The following is a 15,410-nucleotide window of genomic DNA, read 5'->3' as shown; positions in this document are numbered from 1 at the left end:
GCGACCGGCGAAACCCCTCACGGACCCGCCTCACTTGGCCGAATCGCAGTCGTGAGCCATCACGCGGTGGGCGGCTCCCTCCCCTCCATGTCGGGCGGCCGCGCATCGCGGAACAGTAGGCTGGGCGAAGCAGCGCCGGACCTGCCGAGGCTCCTCGAAGGAGGTACACCATGACCGCCGAGATGGTGGCGCCCGCGTGGATGCACGCACAGATCAGCGCGGAACAGTACGACTCCTGGTCCGAGGAGCAGTGCGCCGGCATCGAGATCGTGGACGGGATGGTCGCCGTGAGTCCGAGCGCCTCCAAACGGCACAACCGGCTGGCGCGAGTCCTGGCCAATGCCCTGGACGCCGCCGCGGGCCCGGACTGGAACGCGGACACGGACTTCGACGTTCGCCTGCAGGACGTTCCGCTCACCAACCGCCGCCCGGACGTCATCGTCTACCGGGCGGAGACCATCGACCTCACGCCTGCCCGACCCGAGCACGTACTCCTGGTCGTCGAGGTCGTGTCGCCCGGCTCGGAAACCACTGACCGGATTGTGAAGGTAGACCAGTACGCCAAGGCCGGCATCCCCTTCTACTGGCGGGTCGAGCAGGCCGCCACCGGCGTCCCGATCGTCTACACCTACGTCCTCGATCCCGCCACCAGGGCGTACCGAGACGGCGAAATGTTCACCGGCACGGTCAAGGCCACCGCGCCCTTCTCCCTCACGGTCGATCTCGGGGTCATGTAAGGACGGAGAGGTTCTCGCTTCGACATCCGGCCGATAGCACTCGGACAGTCGTTGTTCGCGGGCGATCGCAACACTCACCCACCTCCGAGCCAGATGCGCCACGGTTCCGCAGTCAGCTGCCCCGATTGATGCGATCTTCCGTCTATCTGACCTTGATCGGTTTCTGGCCGGGCACCGCTGAACGATCACTTACGGGCCGGCATGGGAAAGCCCCCTTCTCGAAGGCCGTCGCCAAAGCGCACGCCGTCAGCTACGCCGACCACCTGATCGACGTCCCGCCCCTCCTCGAACAGTTCGCCTTCCTGCTGGTCAAGGATCAGACGAACAAGATCGCTGGAATCATCACCGTCGCGGCCCTCGCCGCCGAATACGGGGCCACGGCACGGCCGTTCCTCCTCATCGGCGATCTCGACCGGCAGCTGCGTCGGGTCATCTCGCGGGAGCTGGACCTGACAGAGGTGATCGCTCTTTGCGACCCGGACGGACGACGCAAGCTCACCTCCTGCGACCACTGGGGTACGGCGACTACCAGACGGTGCTGAGCAATCAGCAGCAGTGGGACCGGCTGGGCTGGCCGCTCGACCGTAAGGCCTTCGCGGCCCACCTCAACGGACTGCGCGAGATCCGCAACATGGTCGACCTGCTCCGTCAGTACGGAAGGTGAGTACGGGCGAGCCATGGCCCGGCGGCGCCGAGGACCAGCAGCGCCCAAGACCAGGAGTGCCGAGGGCCGGCGCTCGTCGGCCTCCGGGCCGACGAGCTGTACCGGCGTACTGTTCCCGCCCTCTACGAACCACACTCCGTGGATCCCGCGGCACCACGCCTACGGTGCACGCGGACAGCGCACGACCTGCGTCCCGGCCGACGCACATCCTGCGCCCCTTATCACCGAGACCGGCAGGCATCGCGACGGGTCGAAGCTCTGCGGTAGACGCGTGATCGTCAGAGAGACATGACGCACCTGGACTGCTCGGTCTGCGAGTTCACTGGCACCGGGTGGCAGCTCGAATACCCCACGCCGAGCAGCACCGGCACCCCCCGCTCCCGTGCCTCGGCGAAGGCCTCCGGGGACCAGGGCCACCAGTCGACGGGATTGTCCGCGTGCTGGAGGAGGTAGGGAGAGGTCTCGTTCGCGGGGCGGTTCGGCATGCGGTCCAGGTGGCGCGGGTGGTGGGGCAGTCCGGGGTGCAGGTGTGGGCTCGGGGGGCCAGGTCGGGGTGGCGGGCCGGGGCGGCGAGGAGGGCGGCGCACAGGGTTGCGATCGGCAGGGCGGGCGTCCGGCGTCGGGGCATGCGTCGAGCGTAGGCGGGCCAACGGCGGGGCCGGGGCGTACATATATGCACGCGTAAGACCGAAGAGGCGTCAACTCCCTCTGATCTAGCTCAGATTCCCTCGCGCTCACGATGGTCCCGCCGCACACTTGGCGCACGTTGCACGGAACGCTCCGAGGAGGACGCCGATGCGGGACAGCCATCGTGTCGAGGCCGAGCGGCTGCTGGTGCGGGCCGTCGAGGAGGAGGTCCGGCGGGCGGATGCCCCGGTCGGCCGGGAGGCCCTGCTGGCGCGCGGACGGGAGGCCCTGGACGGGCTCGCCGCGGCGGCGGCCGAGGAGTACGGGGCGTACGTGGCGGCCCTGGACGAGGCCGCGGCCGGGGAGGAGTCGCTCGGCGAGGCGTTCCGGCGCGGGAACACCTCGACGGCCCTGCTGGTGACGGCGGTGGCGGCCGCCGCCGCGGCCGGGGCGGACCTGGCCTTCGGCGTCTCCGCCGGTACGGCGCTCAGCGCGGGCGTCGTCGTCGGCGTCGCGGGGGCGGCGGCGACGGTGGCGAAGGTGACCGCCGTGCACCTGCCCGCCGCGAACCGCCGCGCCGGGGCCGCGGGACGCCCCGGCGGGCCGGAGCAGCTGCGGCTCCAGTGGCTGACGGCGCTGGAGGTGCGGGGGATACGGCCCTTCCTGGAGCAGCAGCGTGCGGTGCGCACCCCGCCGCGCGGCATCCGCAACGGTGCGGCGGCCGGGGGCGGGGGTGCCGGGGCGGGGGCCGGGGCGGCGCAGCCGCTGCGCGGGGCGGACCGCAGTGCGGAGGCCCGCAGGCGCAGCATGCTGGAGCAGTCGTTCGCGCAGCTGCCGGATGCCGGGGACCTGTTCACGGGCCGGCGGGCGGAGCTGACCCGGATCGCCCAGTGGGTGCAGGCCGCCCGGGCCAGCACCGAGACGCGTCCCGTCGTGGTGGTGCTGCACGGCGAGCCGGGGGTGGGCCGTACCGCGCTGGCGCTGCGGGCGGCGCACGCGCTGCGCGACCAGTTCCGCGGGGCCTGCCTGGTCGACCTGCGCGGTGGTTCGGCTCCCGGTGAGCCCCCGCTGTCGACGCGGGAGGCGCTGCTGCACCTGCTGAACCGGCTGGGTGCCCCGCGCGAGCAGCTCCTCTTCCGGGAGGGGGCCACGGCGGAGCAGCAGGTGCGCCGGCTCGGCGAGCTGTACCACCAGCACCTCCAGGGGTTCCCGGTGACGGTGGTGCTGGACGACGCGGTGGACGTGGCGCAGGTGCGGGCCGTGGTGCCGGAGCGGACCGAGAGCCTGGTGCTGGTGACGGCCCGGGAGCCGCTGGAGCTGCCGGACGACCTGCAGGCGTGGGTGCACCAGCTGCCGGTGGTGCGGCTGGCCGGTGCGGAGGCGGCCGAGGTGCTGGCCGCCGGGGCGCGGGCGGCGGCCGGGGCGGCGCCGGCCGCCGGGGCCGCTGCGGGGCTGCTGGAGCTCGGCGCGGGGCTGCCGCTGGCGCTGCGGGTGCTGGCGCCGCTGGGCTCGGCGCGGGCCTCGGACGCGGGGGACGGCTCGCTGGAGCACGCCCTGGACCTGGCGTACGTACGCCTCCCGGAGGACCGGCGCCGGCTGCTGCGGCGGCTGCCGCTGGCCGGGCGGGCCTCGCTGGGCGCCGCCGCGGCGGCGGCGCTGACGGGCGCGGACCGGGCGGAGGCCGGGCGGCTGCTGCGCGAGCTGGCCGGGGCCGGGTTGCTGGACCTCGTGCGCGGGGAGCGGTACCGGATGCACGACGCGGTACGGGCGTACGCGGCCGCGCGGCTGGCGGCGGACGAGGACCGGGCGGAGGCGGCGGCCGCGCACGAGCGGCTGGTGCGTGACTACGCGCAGCTCGCGGACTCGGTGATCCGGATGGTCGACGGGAAGATGTCGACGCGCGCGAACCACTTCGGCGGGCACGGCTTCGCCTCGCTCGACGCGGCGCTGCGGTGGCTGGACGAGGAGTCGAGCTTCATCACGGCGGCGCTGCGGCATTCGGAGGGGGTGGACCAGCAGGCGGTGCTGGACCTGCTGGGGGCGCTGTGCGACTTCTGTCTGCTGCGCGGGGACCTGTACCGGCTCGGTGAGATCAACGAGCTGACGCGGGCGGTGGACCAGGGGCGGCTGAACCGTTCGGTGCAGTGGCGCACGGGCATCGCGGCGCGCCAGCTCGGTGAGCTGGACAAGTCGCGTACGACGCTGACCTCGCTGGTGGACCAGTACAAGGAGGCGGAGCAGGAGGCGGGGGCGGGCATGGCCCTGGTCTCGCTCGGCATCACGCTGCACCACCAGGGGAACCTGCCGGAGGCGGCGGCGCGGATCCGCGAGGCGCTGGCGCTCCAGCAGGCGCCGGAGCTGGCGGGCGACCGGGCGTGGGGGCTGCACGCGCTGGCGGCGGTGGAGCGGGACCGGGCGCGGCTGGCGGAGGCGCTGGAGCTGCTGGAGGAGTCGCTGACGCTGCACCGGGAGAGCGAGAGCGTGCACGGTGAGGCGTGGGCGCACTTCCAGCTGGGGCAGGTCCACCTGCGGCTGGGAGACGTGGCGGAGGCGGAGGCGGAGCTCGGGCTGGCGCTGGAGCTGTACGGGCGCACGCGGGACGACCGCGGCCAGGCGTGGGCGCTGACGCAGCTGGGCCGGGCCCGGGTGGTGGACGGTGATCCGGAGCCGGCGCTGGAGCGGCTGCGGGACGCGCTGGCGCGGCACCGGCTGGCGGAGGACGCCCGCGGTGAGGCGTGGACGCTGTACTACCTGGGGCAGGCGCTGGAGGAGGGCGGGGAGCGGGACCGGGCGGTGCGGGAGCTGGAGCGGGCGCGGACGATGTTCTCGCGGATGCGGGACGTGTACGGGCTGGCGCACGCCCGCTACCAGTCGGGGCGGGTCACGCGTGACCAGCGGGCGGCGCAGACGGGGAACCTGCGCAATTCGGGTTTCGCCCGTCAGTTGCTGGTGGACGCGCGGGCGGATTTCCGGCGGATCGGGCTGGCCCACGGGGAGGGGTGGACCTGTCTGGAGCTCGCGGTGATCGACGCGGGGAACGGGCGGGTGCCGCAGGCGGTGGGTCTGTGCGAGGAGGCGGCCGGGCTGTTCGTCTCGTACGGGGACCGGCGGGGCGAGGACTGGGCGCGGTTCCTGCGCTGCACGCTCCTGCCGTACGTGGTGCCGGCCGCCGTGGAGGAGGCGGGGGCCGAGCTGGCCCGGCTGGCGGCCGCTGCGCATCCGCTGCGGGACGCGCGGCTGGCGGACTGCCTGGAGACGTACGCGGTGGTCCTGGAGCGGGGTGTGGACGCGGCGGAGGGCTGGCAGGCGTGGCGTCTGGGCATGGTCCCGGACCTGCGGGCGCGGGAGGTCATGGGCGTGCCGGCGCCGGCCCGCGCGTCGGAGTGACGGCGGGGGCGCCCGGCGCTCCCGCCCGTGCGGAGGCCGCCCCGCCGACGTGCGGGCGGGACGGCGTACGCGCGGCAGGGGCCTACGGCGCCTTCGTGCCCTCGGCGGCCGGGGCGGCGGTGGCCGCGGCCGGCTCGGGGGCCTCCTGGAAGTCGACCCGGCCCATGTGCCGGCTCATGGACTTCATCAGGCCCCACACGCCGAGGGCGAGGGCGGCGAACACGATGAAGCCCAGGAGTCCGGGGGTCACCTTGTTCTTGTCGAAGGTGTCGGCGGCCAGCGGAAGGAGCTGGGTGACTGCTGCCTGCGTAGCGCTCATAGCTACGCATTCTCCCGGATGCCCGCGAAGAGGTCGGACTCGGGGAGGGAAGTGTCGACGAGCGACTTCGCCAGCTCGTACTCCTCGGTGGGCCAGACCTCCTTCTGGATCTCCATGGGAACGCGGAACCAGCCGCCGTCGGGGTCGATCTGCGTGGCGTGCGCGATGAGCGCCTTGTCACGGATCTCGAAGAAGTCGGCGCAGGGCACGTGGGTGGTCAGGGTCCGCTCCTTGCGCTCGAACTCCTTCCACCGCTCCAGCCACTCGCCGTAGGGGGATTCCAGGCCGCGCGAGAGGAGGGCCTCGTGCAGGGCGATGGTGCGCGGCTTGTTGAAGCCCTGGTTGTAGTAGAGCTTCTGCGGCTGGTGGGCGGCGCCGTACTCGGCCTCCGGGAACTTCTCGGTGTCGGCCGCGCCGTCGAAGGCGACCATCGTGACCTTGTGGGTCATGATGTGGTCGGGGTGGGGGTAGCCGCCGTTCTCGTCGTACGTGGTGATGACCTGCGGCTTGAAGGCGCGGATCTTCTTCACCAGCTCACCGGCGGCCTCCTCGACGTCCGCGAGCGCGAAGCAGCCCTCGGGCAGCGGCGGCAGCGGGTCGCCCTCGGGCAGGCCGGAGTCGACGTAGCCGAGCCACTCCTGCTCGATGCCGAGGATCTCGCGGGCCTCGTCCATCTCCTTGGCGCGGACCTCGTGGATGTTCTCCTCGATGTACTTGTCCCCCTGGAGCTTGGGGTTCAGCACGGAGCCGCGCTCACCACCGGTGCAGGTCACCACCAGCACGGGGACGCCCTCGGACACGTACTTGGCCATCGTGGCCGCGCCCTTGCTCGACTCGTCGTCGGGGTGGGCGTGGACGGCCATCAGTCGAAGCTGCTCGGTCAAGACAGGATCCTCTGTGATTCGGCGCGACAGACAACTTCTATAGTGACCGAATCGGGGGACGGAAAATTCCAGGGTGCCTCAGCCCTCCCCAGCGAGAGGAACGATCATGAGCGCGGTGCGCGAAGGGCTCCCGGAGGGCCGGTACGGCCGGTCGGCGGACGAGCGTGCGGACCGGAAGCTCAAGGTCGTCGGGTCGGTGCTCGGTGTCGGGCTGCTGGCCGCCGTCGGGTGGATCGGCTGGGACTACGTCGGCGGGCAGTCCGTCAGCGCCGAGGTGATCAAGTTCCAGATCGTGTCGGACTCCGAGGTCAAGGTGCACCTGGAGGTCCGCAAGGAGGCCTCGGTCACCGGCGTCTGCACCCTCATCTCCCAGGACAAGGAGCACGGCGAGGTGGGCCGGGCGGACTTCACCTTCGCGCAGCGCGACAGCCGGGTGGACGAGCTGGTCACGCTGAAGACCACCGGCCGGGCCACGATGATCGAGCTCGTCGGCTGCCAGGCGACGGCCTCCGCCGGCTGAACCGGTCCCGCACCGACCCGCACCGACCCGCGACGCCCGGCGGAAGCCCGGCGGAAGCCCGGGGCATGATCACGTACATGTCTAGCATGTACACGCCATCCCCCGTGCCCTGTCGAGCCGACGGAAGAACTTCATGCGCTTCAAGCGGATCCTGACCGCGACCGCAGCCCTCGCCCCCCTCGTGGCCCTCACCGCCGCCTGCGAGGACCCCGCCAAGGCGGGGCCGGCGTCCACGCCTCCCGCCGCGACCGCCGGAGCCCCGGCCCCGAGCGCTCCCGGCGCCACCGGCCCCGCGCCGGCCTCACTGGCCGAGGCGCAGGCCTACCTCCAGAAGTTCACCTCCTGCGAGCGGCTGGGCACGGGCCCGGACGACACCCGGCTGCCGGCCACGGACGACACGAAGGACGGCGACTGGGCCGTCACCGGCCGCGGCGCCTGCACGGACGTCAAGCGGCACGGCGACATCATCATCTACCTGGTCTCGGACATGAAGACCTTCCAGCAGGCCTACTACGACCACACCCAGAAGGAGATGCGCGGGGGCAACGGCTCCTTCGGCGTCTTCAGCCGGGTGATCGTCGGCAAGGGCTTCGTGGCCGTCCCCACCAAGACCAGGACCGCCGTGGACCTCGTCAACTCCGACCTGCGCATCCTGACCTGCAACCCGGGCTTCGCCGTGCCGGCCGGCTACAAGAGCGAGAAGCCCCTGGTCGACTACTGCGTGCTCACCGACTTCGTCAACAGCAAGGACGGTGAGGGCAGCCAGAACCTGGAGGTCCCGCACGACCCCTCCACCGAGGGGCCCGAGAAGCCCGGCCAGCCGGCCACCGGAAGTCTGGGACTGGCGAGCGCCGGCAGCCTCGCCGAGCTGAAGAAGCTCGTCAGCCCGCACACCGTCGACTGCACGGAGATGACCGTCACCGACGAACACGTCGAGTCGATCGACTACCAGCCGGTCGTCCAGGGCGACGACCCCCGCACCTGGGGCGTCAGGGAGCGGGCGGTCTGCGGACAGCTCGGCGGGGCGCAGCGCGCGCACAACCTGAACTGGCTGGACACCGTCGGTGACATGAAGGCCCTCCAGAGCAAGGCCAAGGCGGCCCAGCTGGCCGACCTGGCGGACGACGGACGGCTGAGGCTGACCGCGAGCAAGCTGCTGGTGGGGACGAACGTCGCCGTGGAGACCAACAGCAAGGAGGTGCGGTTCGGGCTCTACCAGTTGCAGTTCCTGTACCTGAACTGCGAGACCGGCTTCACCGCCCCCGCGGGCTACCGGCTGGAGAAGTCGCAGGTCGAGGGCTGCGTCCTGACGAACTTCGAGCGCTGACCGAAGGCGGCGCGGACTCGCCGCGGCGACGGGTCCGCGCCGCGTGCGCCGCGCCCGGGGAGAGCACGTCCCTCGGGACGTTCAGGGGGGTGCGCGACCCGTGCCGCGCCGGTGGTGGGGCCCGGGACTCCGCACGCGCTCACCGGCCGCAATGACACACTTCATACACAGGGTGTCCTCCCCCTTTTCTTCCCGAATTGTTAGGCTCGTGGTTTCGCCCGCCGCTGGCGGCTTTGTAGTCCCCTGTACCGACGAGGAGCACCCGTGACCCAGACGAGCGAGAGCGTCACCTGGCTGACCCAGGCGGCGTACGACCAGCTGAAGGCCGAGCTGGACTACCTCTCTGGTCCTGCCCGCACGGAGATCGCGATGAAGATCGCGGCCGCCCGGGAAGAGGGGGACCTCCGGGAGAACGGCGGTTACCACGCGGCCAAGGAGGAGCAGGGCAAGCAGGAGCTCCGCGTCCGGCAGCTCACCCAGCTCCTGGAGAACGCGAAGGTCGGCACCGCGCCCGCCGCGGAGGGCGTGGTCGCCCCCGGCACGCTGGTGACGATCGCGTTCGACGGCGACGAGGACGACACGCTGGAGTTCCTGCTGGCCTCCCGCGAGTACGCGTCCTCGGACTTCGAGACCTACTCCCCGCAGTCCCCGCTGGGCAGCGGTGTGCTGGGCAAGAAGGTCGGCGAGGACGCCGAGTACGAGCTCCCGAACGGCAAGAAGGCCGCGGTCAGGATCCTGGCCGTCAAGCCCTTCACCGGCTGATCCCGCCCCTGCACGCACACGAGCCCCCCGCGGACCTGGTCCGCGGGGGGCTCTCGCGCGTACGGGGCCGTGTCTCAGGCGGTCGCCGAGCGGTACTTGCGGACCGCGAGGGTGCGGAACACCACGACGATGAGCACCGACCACAGGACCGACGCGAGGACCGGGTGCTGCATCGGCCAGGCGTCGGGGACCGGGTAGCCCTCGGGGAGGTTGCCGAACAGTTCGCGGGCCGCCTGGACGGTCGCGCTGAAGGGGTTCCACTCCGCGATGTGCCGCAGGAAGGGCGGCATGTTGTCGGAGGGGACGAAGGCGTTCGAGATGAACGTGAGCGGGAACAGCCAGATCAGCCCGCCCGAGGTGGCCGCCTCCGGGGTGTGCACCGACAGGCCGATCAGGGCGCCGATCCAGGAGAAGGCGTAGCCGAGCAGGAGCAGCAGGGCGAAGCCGGAGATCACCTCGACGAAGCCCGTGTGGGTGCGCCAGCCGACGAGCAGGGCCACGACCGCCAGGACGACCAGGGTGAGGGAGGTCTGGACGAGGTCGGCGAGGGTGCGGCCGGTCAGCACCGCGCCACGGGCCATGGGCAGGGAGCGGAAGCGGTCGATGAGGCCCTTGTGCATGTCGTCCGCGATGCCGGCGCCCGCGCCGGCGGTGGCGAAGGTGACGGTCTGGGCGAAGATGCCGGCCATCAGGAACTCGCGGTAGGCGGCCGGTGAGGTGCTGCCGCCGACGGCGATGGAGCCGCCGAAGACGTAGCTGAACAGGACGACGAACATCACCGGCTGGATGACGCCGAAGATGATCATCTCGGGGATCCGGGACATCCGGATGAGGTTCCGCTTGGCGATCACCAGGGAGTCGCGCACGCTCCGGACGGCGCCACCGCGGGGGCGGGGGGACACGGGTTCCGCGGCCCGGGAGGTGATGGTCACTTCGCCGCCTCCTTGCGGGCGCCCGCGGCCCCGGCGGCGCCGCCGGTGGCGGCGTCCTCGTCCGCGGCCAGCTCGGCCGCGTGGCCGGTGAGGGAGATGAAGACGTCGTCCAGGGTGGGGCGGCGCAGACCGATGTCGTCGATCTCGATGCCCCGGGCGTCCAGCTCGCGGATGACCTCGGCGAGCAGTTTGGCGCCGCCCGAGACCGGGACGGTGAGCTTGCGCGTGTGCTCCTCGACCGTGGCCTCTCCCTTGCCGAAGCCGGCGAGGACGGCGCGCGCGGTGGCGATGTGGTCGCGTTCGTGGACGACGACCTCCACCCGCTCGCCGCCCGTCTGGGCCTTGAGCTGGTCGGAGGTGCCCCGGGCGATGACCTTGCCGCTGTCGACCACGGCGATGTCGTGGGCGAGGCGGTCGGCCTCTTCCAGGTACTGGGTGGTGAGCAGCAGGGTGGTGCCGCCGGCGACGAGTTCCTCGATGACGTCCCACAGGGCCTGCCGGTTGCGGGGGTCGAGGCCGGTGGTCGGCTCGTCCATGAACATCACGGGCGGTCGCACGACGAGGGCGGCGGCGAGGTCGAGGCGCCTGCGCATGCCGCCGGAGTAGGTCTTGGCGGTGCGGTCGGCGGCATCGGCGAGGTTGAAGCGCTCCAGGAGTTCGGCGGCGCGGGCCTTCGCCGCCTTGCCCGTCATCTGGTAGAGCCGGCCGACCATCTGGAGGTTCTCGCGGCCGGTGAGGTACTCGTCGACGGCGGCGAACTGGCCGGAGAGGCCTATGGAGCGGCGGACCTCGTCGGGGTGCTTAAGGACGTCGATCCCCGCGACGAGGGCCCGGCCGTGGTCGGGCCGGAGGAGGGTGGTCAGGACGCGGACGGTCGTGGTCTTGCCGGCGCCGTTGGGGCCGAGGAGCCCCAGCACGGTGCCTTCGGGGACATCGAGGTCCACGCCGTCCAGAGCCCGTACGTCGCCGAAGGTCTTGACCAGGCCTTCGGCGTAAATGGCGCCTGGCATATGGATGCTCCCAGAGTGAATCGGGCCGTTGGGCGCGGCAGAATCGGGGCGTTCCTACGCGAATCCAAGGTGTGCCGGGCAGCGTCGTCCGGCACGACCGCACCGTATCGCGTCATATCGCGTTGCGCCATGGCTGTGAACGTTCCTCCGTGCCCCGCCCGCGGCCCCGGGGGCCCGCACCCCCGCGCCCCCGCCCGTCAGCCGACGACCGTGTAGCCCGCGCCGTGCAGGGTGCGGGCGACCTGCGTGCAGTGCTCGGGCCCCTTCGTCTCCAGGTGCAGCTCCACCTCGACCTCGGTGAGCCCCAGGCGCGGGTCGGTACGTACGTGGCTGACGTCCAGGACGTTGGCGTCCACCGTGGTCAGCACCCCCAGCAGGCCCGCCAGGGCACCCGGCCGGTCGCTCACGCGCAGCCGCAGCGACAGGTACCGCCCGGCCGCCGCCATCCCGAACCGCAGGATCCGCTGGAGCAGCAGCGGGTCGATGTTGCCGCCGGACAGGACGGCGACGACCGGGCCGCCCCCGTAGCGTTCGGGCTCGCTCAGCAGGGCGGCCACCGGAGCGCAGCCGGCCGGCTCGACGACCAGCTTGGCCCGCTCCAGGCAGAGCAGCAGGGCCGAGGAGAGGGCGTCCTCCGACACCGTCCGCACGTCGTCCAGCAGCTCCCCGATGATCGCGAAGGGGACGTCGCCGGGGCGGCCGACCTTGATGCCGTCCGCCATCGTCGTCGGGTTGTCGATGGACACCGGGTGCCCGGCCCGGAGCGAGGGCGGGTAGGCGGCCGCCCCCGCCGCCTGCACCCCGATGACCTTCACGTCCGGGCGCAGCGCCTTGACCGCGACGGCGACTCCGGCGGCGAGCCCGCCGCCGCCGATGCCGACGAGGATCGTGCGCACCTCGGGGCACTGCTCCAGGATCTCCAGGCCCACCGTGCCCTGGCCCGCGATGACGTCGCGGTGGTCGAAGGGGTGGATGAACACCGCCCCGGTGCGGTCCGCGTACTCCTGCGCCGCGGCGAGGGTCTCGTCGACGACCTGGCCGTGCAGGCGCACCTCCGCGCCGTACTCCTCGGTCGCGGCCACCTTCGGCAGCGGGGCGCCGACGGGCATGAACACCGTGGAGCGGACCCCGAGCAGGGAGGAGGCGAGGGCCACGCCCTGCGCGTGGTTGCCCGCGCTGGCGGCGACGACGCCCGCCGCGCGCTGTTCGGGGCGCAGGCCCGCGATGCGCACGTACGCCCCGCGCAGTTTGAAGGAGCCGGTCCGCTGGAGGTTCTCGCACTTGAGGTGGACCGGGGACCCGGTGAGGGCCGACAGGTGCCGGCTGCCCTCCATCGCCGTCACCCGGGAGACGCCCGAGAGCATCTTCTGGGCACCCCTGACGTCGTCGAGGATGACCTGCGGGACGGGCTGGGGCACGCGGTAGTTCATGCCGCCAGTCTCGCAGCCCGCGGACATCCCGGCGCATGGGCGAAATCTCGCCATCCGGGACGACCGCGGGGCGCCCGGAGCCGTGGGCCGTATCAGTTCTCGTACGCGGCGTACGAGCCGCCGTACAGCCGGTTACTCTGTCCCCCAGCCTTGTCGGACCCAGCGAAGAGAGCCCACGGCCATGCCCTCCATCCCGGCCAGTTCCGACCTGCCCGCGGCGGCCGAAGCGCCCGCCGGATCCGGTCTCCTCGACGCGCTCCAGCACCAGGTGGCCGTCTTCGCCCGGCGGGCCGAGCAGACCCGCCTCGGCGGTGTCGGCCAGGCCCGCAACTCGATGGACCGGGCCGCGTACCTGCTGCTGAACCGGCTCGACCTGGAGGGCCCGATGGGCGTGAAGGCGCTGGCGGGCGGGATGGGCATCGACTCGTCCACCGTGACCCGGCAGGTCGCCCCGCTCGTCGACACCGGCCTGGTCAAGCGGACCTCGCACCCCGAGGACGGCCGGGCCGTCGTGCTCGCGCTGTCGGCGCGGGGCCTGGCGCGGCTGGAGGAGGTCCGCTCCTCGCGGCGCGAGCTGATGGCGCGGGTGACCGAGGGGTGGGCGGAGGAGGAGCGCGAGGCGTTCACGACGCTGCTGACCCGCTTCAACCTGTCGCTGTCCGAGCTGATGGCCGCGGCGGCCGAGGGCGGCCCGGCCTCCTGAGCCGACGCCCGCGCACCGGCGGGGCCGCCCCCGCGGCGCACTCCCCGATCCGGCGGCGTCCGACCCCTTGACCGGGGTGGTGGCACCGGCCCCACCATGGGTGCCGTGGACCGGCGTTCAGGGCGCGACCCGGAGTTCGAGGCCTTCGTCGCGGGCGCGGCGGGGCGGCTCCTGCACGTCGCGGTCCTGCTGACGGCCGAACCCCTGTCGGGAGCACCGGCGGGGGCGCCCGGCGGGGCATCGGCCGGGGCGCCCGCGGGCGCGTCCACGGCGGCGCCCGCCGCGCGCCGGATCCTGGCCGGGGCGCTGGCGCGTACGTACGCGCACTGGGAGCGGCTGCGCGGCGACGACCCGTACGACCACACCCGCCAGGAGCTGTGCGCGGCCTACGCCCGCACCGCCCGGCGGCTGCCCCCGGGCACCGGGGTGCTCGCCCGGCTGAACCCGCTGGAGCGGCTCGTCCTGGTGATGCGGGTCTACGAGGGTGTCGCCGAGGAAGTCACGGCCGCGCAGCTGGGCCTGACGCCGGAGCGGGTCGAGGCCGTCTGCAACCGGGCGGTGGCCACCATGCGCGCCCCCGCACAGGAGGCCGCATGAGCCCCCTCGACCGTAAGGAAGCCCAGGTCAGGGCGTTGCTGGAGGGGCCGCACCCTGCGGTACCGGCCGGTCTGGCGGCGGCCGCGGCGGCCCACGGCCGGAGGATGCTGCGCCGCCGCCGGGCGCTGCGCCGGTTCGGCTGGGCGGTGCTCTGCGCGGCGGCGCTGGCCTTCACGGTGTGGGCGGCGCTCACGCACCCCTGGGTCACGCCGCCCGCCGACGTGTCGCCGCCCCTGGAGGGCTGGTAGGCCTCCGGGGGCGGCGGGGGACGGCGGTCCCGGGGCCGGGGCCCCGGGGGACCTAGCCCAGGGCCTGGGTGAGGTCCGCGATGAGGTCGTCGGCGTTCTCGATGCCGACGGAGACGCGGATCAGGTCCGCCGGGACCTCCAGGGCCGAGCCGGCCACCGAGGCGTGGGTCATCCGGCCCGGGTGCTCGATGAGGGACTCGACGCCGCCGAGGGACTCGGCGAGGGTGAAGATCCTGGTCCGGCCGCAGACCGCCACGGCCTCCTCCTCGCCGCCGGCGACCTGGAAGGAGACCATGCCGCCGAAGTTGCGCATCTGCTTGGCGGCGATCTCGTGGCCCGGGTGCTCGGGCAGGCCCGGGTAGAGGACCTTGGTGACCTTCGGGTGGCGCTTGAGCACCTCGACGATCTTCGCTGCGTTCTCCGCGTGCCGGTCCATGCGCACGGCGAGGGTCTTGATGCCGCGCAGCACGACCCAGGAGTCGAAGGGCCCGGCGACCGCGCCCATCGCGTTCTGGTGGTAGGCGAGTTCCTCGCCGAGGGCCTCGTCGGCGGTGACGAGCGCGCCGCCGACGACGTCGGAGTGGCCGCCCATGTACTTGGTCAGCGAGTGCACGACCACGTCGGCGCCGAGCGCGAGGGGCTGCTGGAGGTAGGGGGACGCGAAGGTGTTGTCCACGACCAGCCTGGCGCCCGCCGAGCGCGCGATGCCGGCGATCATCTCGATGTCGGTGATGCCGAGCAGCGGGTTCGAGGGGGTCTCGACCCAGATGAGCTTGGTCTTCGGGGTCAGGGCCGCCCGCACGGAGTCCGCGTCGGAGGTGTCGGCCACCGACCACTCCACGCCCCAGCGGGAGACGACCTTCGCGAAGAGGCGGAAGGTGCCGCCGTAGGCGTCGTTGGGGATGACCACGTGGTCGCCCGGGGAGAGCAGCGTGCGCAGCAGGCAGTCCTCGGCGGCGAGCCCGGACGCGAAGGCGAGGCCGCGCCGGCCGCCCTCCAGCGCCGCGAGGTTCTCCTCCAGCGCGGTACGGGTGGGGTTGCCGCTGCGGCTGTACTCGTAGCCTTCGCGCAGTCCGCCCACACCGTCCTGCTTGTACGTGGACACCTGGTAGATCGGGGGCACGACCGCGCCGGTCCGCGGGTCCGCCGTGTTGCCCGCGTGGATCGCGCGGGTCTCGAAGCTCTGGTGCTCGTGGCTGTCGTCGCTCATGGGGCAGATGCTATGCCCCGGCCGGGCCGTGGTCCTCTTCCGGCCTGACGGTG

General features: G+C 72.8%; 16 protein-coding genes and 1 pseudogene. 10 read left to right on the top strand and 7 right to left on the bottom strand.

The window, feature by feature from the left end; all coding sequences use genetic code 11:
* Positions 1–170 precede the first annotated feature (170 nt).
* The 3 genes from ACZ5D2_RS22820 to ACZ5D2_RS22810 all read left to right on the top strand — a co-directional run bounded on the left by ACZ5D2_RS22820 (position 171) and on the right by ACZ5D2_RS22810 (position 1,401).
* Positions 171–737 (top strand): Uma2 family endonuclease, encoded by a 567-nt coding sequence (locus tag ACZ5D2_RS22820; protein WP_468931479.1) that lies wholly within the window; start codon positions 171–173, stop codon positions 735–737.
* Positions 738–889: 152 nt separating this feature from the next.
* Positions 890–1,279: a hypothetical protein gene (locus ACZ5D2_RS22815; protein WP_468931476.1), complete on the top strand. Its 390-nt coding sequence runs from the start codon at positions 890–892 to the stop codon at positions 1,277–1,279.
* On the top strand, positions 1,273–1,401 hold the full coding sequence (locus ACZ5D2_RS22810) for a hypothetical protein (RefSeq protein WP_371676944.1): 129 nt from the start codon (positions 1,273–1,275) through the stop codon (positions 1,399–1,401). The genes ACZ5D2_RS22815 and ACZ5D2_RS22810 overlap by 7 nt, the downstream gene beginning before the upstream one ends.
* A 332-nt stretch (positions 1,402–1,733) precedes the next feature.
* Here the strand turns inward: ACZ5D2_RS22810 and ACZ5D2_RS22805 are convergent.
* A pseudogene (locus ACZ5D2_RS22805) lies at positions 1,734–1,886 on the bottom strand (DUF255 domain-containing protein); the annotation flags it as partial.
* Between the two features lie 310 nt (positions 1,887–2,196).
* Between ACZ5D2_RS22805 and ACZ5D2_RS22800 the strand changes: the two are divergent.
* Complete coding sequence (locus ACZ5D2_RS22800) at positions 2,197–5,415, top strand: tetratricopeptide repeat protein (protein WP_371676946.1); 3,219 nt, start codon at positions 2,197–2,199, stop codon at positions 5,413–5,415.
* Positions 5,416–5,497: 82 nt separating this feature from the next.
* Here the strand turns inward: ACZ5D2_RS22800 and ACZ5D2_RS22795 are convergent, their stop codons facing one another.
* Both ACZ5D2_RS22795 and mca read right to left on the bottom strand, forming a co-directional pair.
* Positions 5,498–5,734: a hypothetical protein gene (locus ACZ5D2_RS22795; RefSeq protein WP_371676947.1), complete on the bottom strand. Its 237-nt coding sequence runs from the start codon at positions 5,732–5,734 to the stop codon at positions 5,498–5,500.
* 2 nt (positions 5,735–5,736) lie between these two features.
* The gene (gene mca / locus ACZ5D2_RS22790) at positions 5,737–6,618 is read right to left on the bottom strand and encodes a mycothiol conjugate amidase Mca (RefSeq protein WP_356219757.1); all 882 of its coding nucleotides are present in this window, start codon (positions 6,616–6,618) and stop codon (positions 5,737–5,739) included.
* Between the two features lie 106 nt (positions 6,619–6,724).
* Here mca and ACZ5D2_RS22785 point away from each other — a divergent pair, with 106 nt between their 5' ends.
* The 3 genes from ACZ5D2_RS22785 (at position 6,725) to greA (ending at position 9,227) form a co-directional block, all read left to right on the top strand.
* Positions 6,725–7,138: a DUF4307 domain-containing protein gene (locus ACZ5D2_RS22785; protein ID WP_371676948.1), complete on the top strand. Its 414-nt coding sequence runs from the start codon at positions 6,725–6,727 to the stop codon at positions 7,136–7,138.
* Positions 7,139–7,271: 133 nt separating this feature from the next.
* On the top strand, positions 7,272–8,465 hold the full coding sequence (locus ACZ5D2_RS22780) for a hypothetical protein (protein WP_371676949.1): 1,194 nt from the start codon (positions 7,272–7,274) through the stop codon (positions 8,463–8,465).
* A 264-nt stretch (positions 8,466–8,729) separates the two neighbouring features.
* Positions 8,730–9,227 (top strand): transcription elongation factor GreA, encoded by a 498-nt coding sequence (greA, locus tag ACZ5D2_RS22775; RefSeq protein ID WP_371676950.1) that lies wholly within the window; start codon positions 8,730–8,732, stop codon positions 9,225–9,227.
* A gap of 74 nt (positions 9,228–9,301) precedes the next feature.
* On the opposite strand, the gene ACZ5D2_RS22770 is transcribed toward greA, so the two are convergent.
* The 3 genes from ACZ5D2_RS22770 to ilvA all read right to left on the bottom strand — a co-directional run bounded on the left by ACZ5D2_RS22770 (position 9,302) and on the right by ilvA (position 12,599).
* Complete coding sequence (locus ACZ5D2_RS22770) at positions 9,302–10,159, bottom strand: ABC transporter permease (protein ID WP_468931468.1); 858 nt, start codon at positions 10,157–10,159, stop codon at positions 9,302–9,304.
* Positions 10,156–11,169, bottom strand: a complete 1,014-nt coding sequence (locus ACZ5D2_RS22765) for an ATP-binding cassette domain-containing protein (RefSeq protein WP_468931465.1) — start codon at positions 11,167–11,169, stop codon at positions 10,156–10,158. The genes ACZ5D2_RS22770 and ACZ5D2_RS22765 overlap by 4 nt, the downstream gene beginning before the upstream one ends.
* Positions 11,170–11,366: 197 nt before the next feature.
* Positions 11,367–12,599, bottom strand: coding sequence for a threonine ammonia-lyase (gene ilvA / locus ACZ5D2_RS22760; protein ID WP_371676953.1), 1,233 nt, complete (start codon positions 12,597–12,599; stop codon positions 11,367–11,369).
* Positions 12,600–12,780: 181 nt separating this feature from the next.
* Between ilvA and ACZ5D2_RS22755 the strand changes: the two genes are divergently transcribed.
* The 3 genes from ACZ5D2_RS22755 to ACZ5D2_RS22745 all read left to right on the top strand — a co-directional run bounded on the left by ACZ5D2_RS22755 (position 12,781) and on the right by ACZ5D2_RS22745 (position 14,147).
* Positions 12,781–13,302, top strand: a complete 522-nt coding sequence (locus tag ACZ5D2_RS22755) for a MarR family winged helix-turn-helix transcriptional regulator (RefSeq protein WP_030231211.1) — start codon at positions 12,781–12,783, stop codon at positions 13,300–13,302.
* A 96-nt stretch (positions 13,303–13,398) separates the two neighbouring features.
* Complete coding sequence (locus tag ACZ5D2_RS22750; RefSeq protein WP_468931460.1) at positions 13,399–13,899, top strand: sigma factor-like helix-turn-helix DNA-binding protein; 501 nt, start codon at positions 13,399–13,401, stop codon at positions 13,897–13,899.
* A complete protein-coding gene (locus ACZ5D2_RS22745) occupies positions 13,896–14,147 on the top strand; it encodes a hypothetical protein (protein WP_356219778.1) in 252 nt (83 codons plus the stop codon). The genes ACZ5D2_RS22750 and ACZ5D2_RS22745 overlap by 4 nt, the downstream gene beginning before the upstream one ends.
* A gap of 52 nt (positions 14,148–14,199) precedes the next feature.
* Here the strand turns inward: ACZ5D2_RS22745 and ACZ5D2_RS22740 are convergent, their stop codons facing one another.
* Positions 14,200–15,357, bottom strand: a complete 1,158-nt coding sequence (locus tag ACZ5D2_RS22740) for a cystathionine gamma-synthase (protein ID WP_371676955.1) — start codon at positions 15,355–15,357, stop codon at positions 14,200–14,202.
* Between the last annotated feature and the right edge of the window lie 53 nt (positions 15,358–15,410).

It is taken from the genome of Streptomyces sp. NPDC031479 (genome assembly GCF_055581065.1).
The sequence above is the reverse complement of the archived record's forward strand: the minus strand, read 5'-3'. Positions and strand labels throughout refer to the sequence as shown.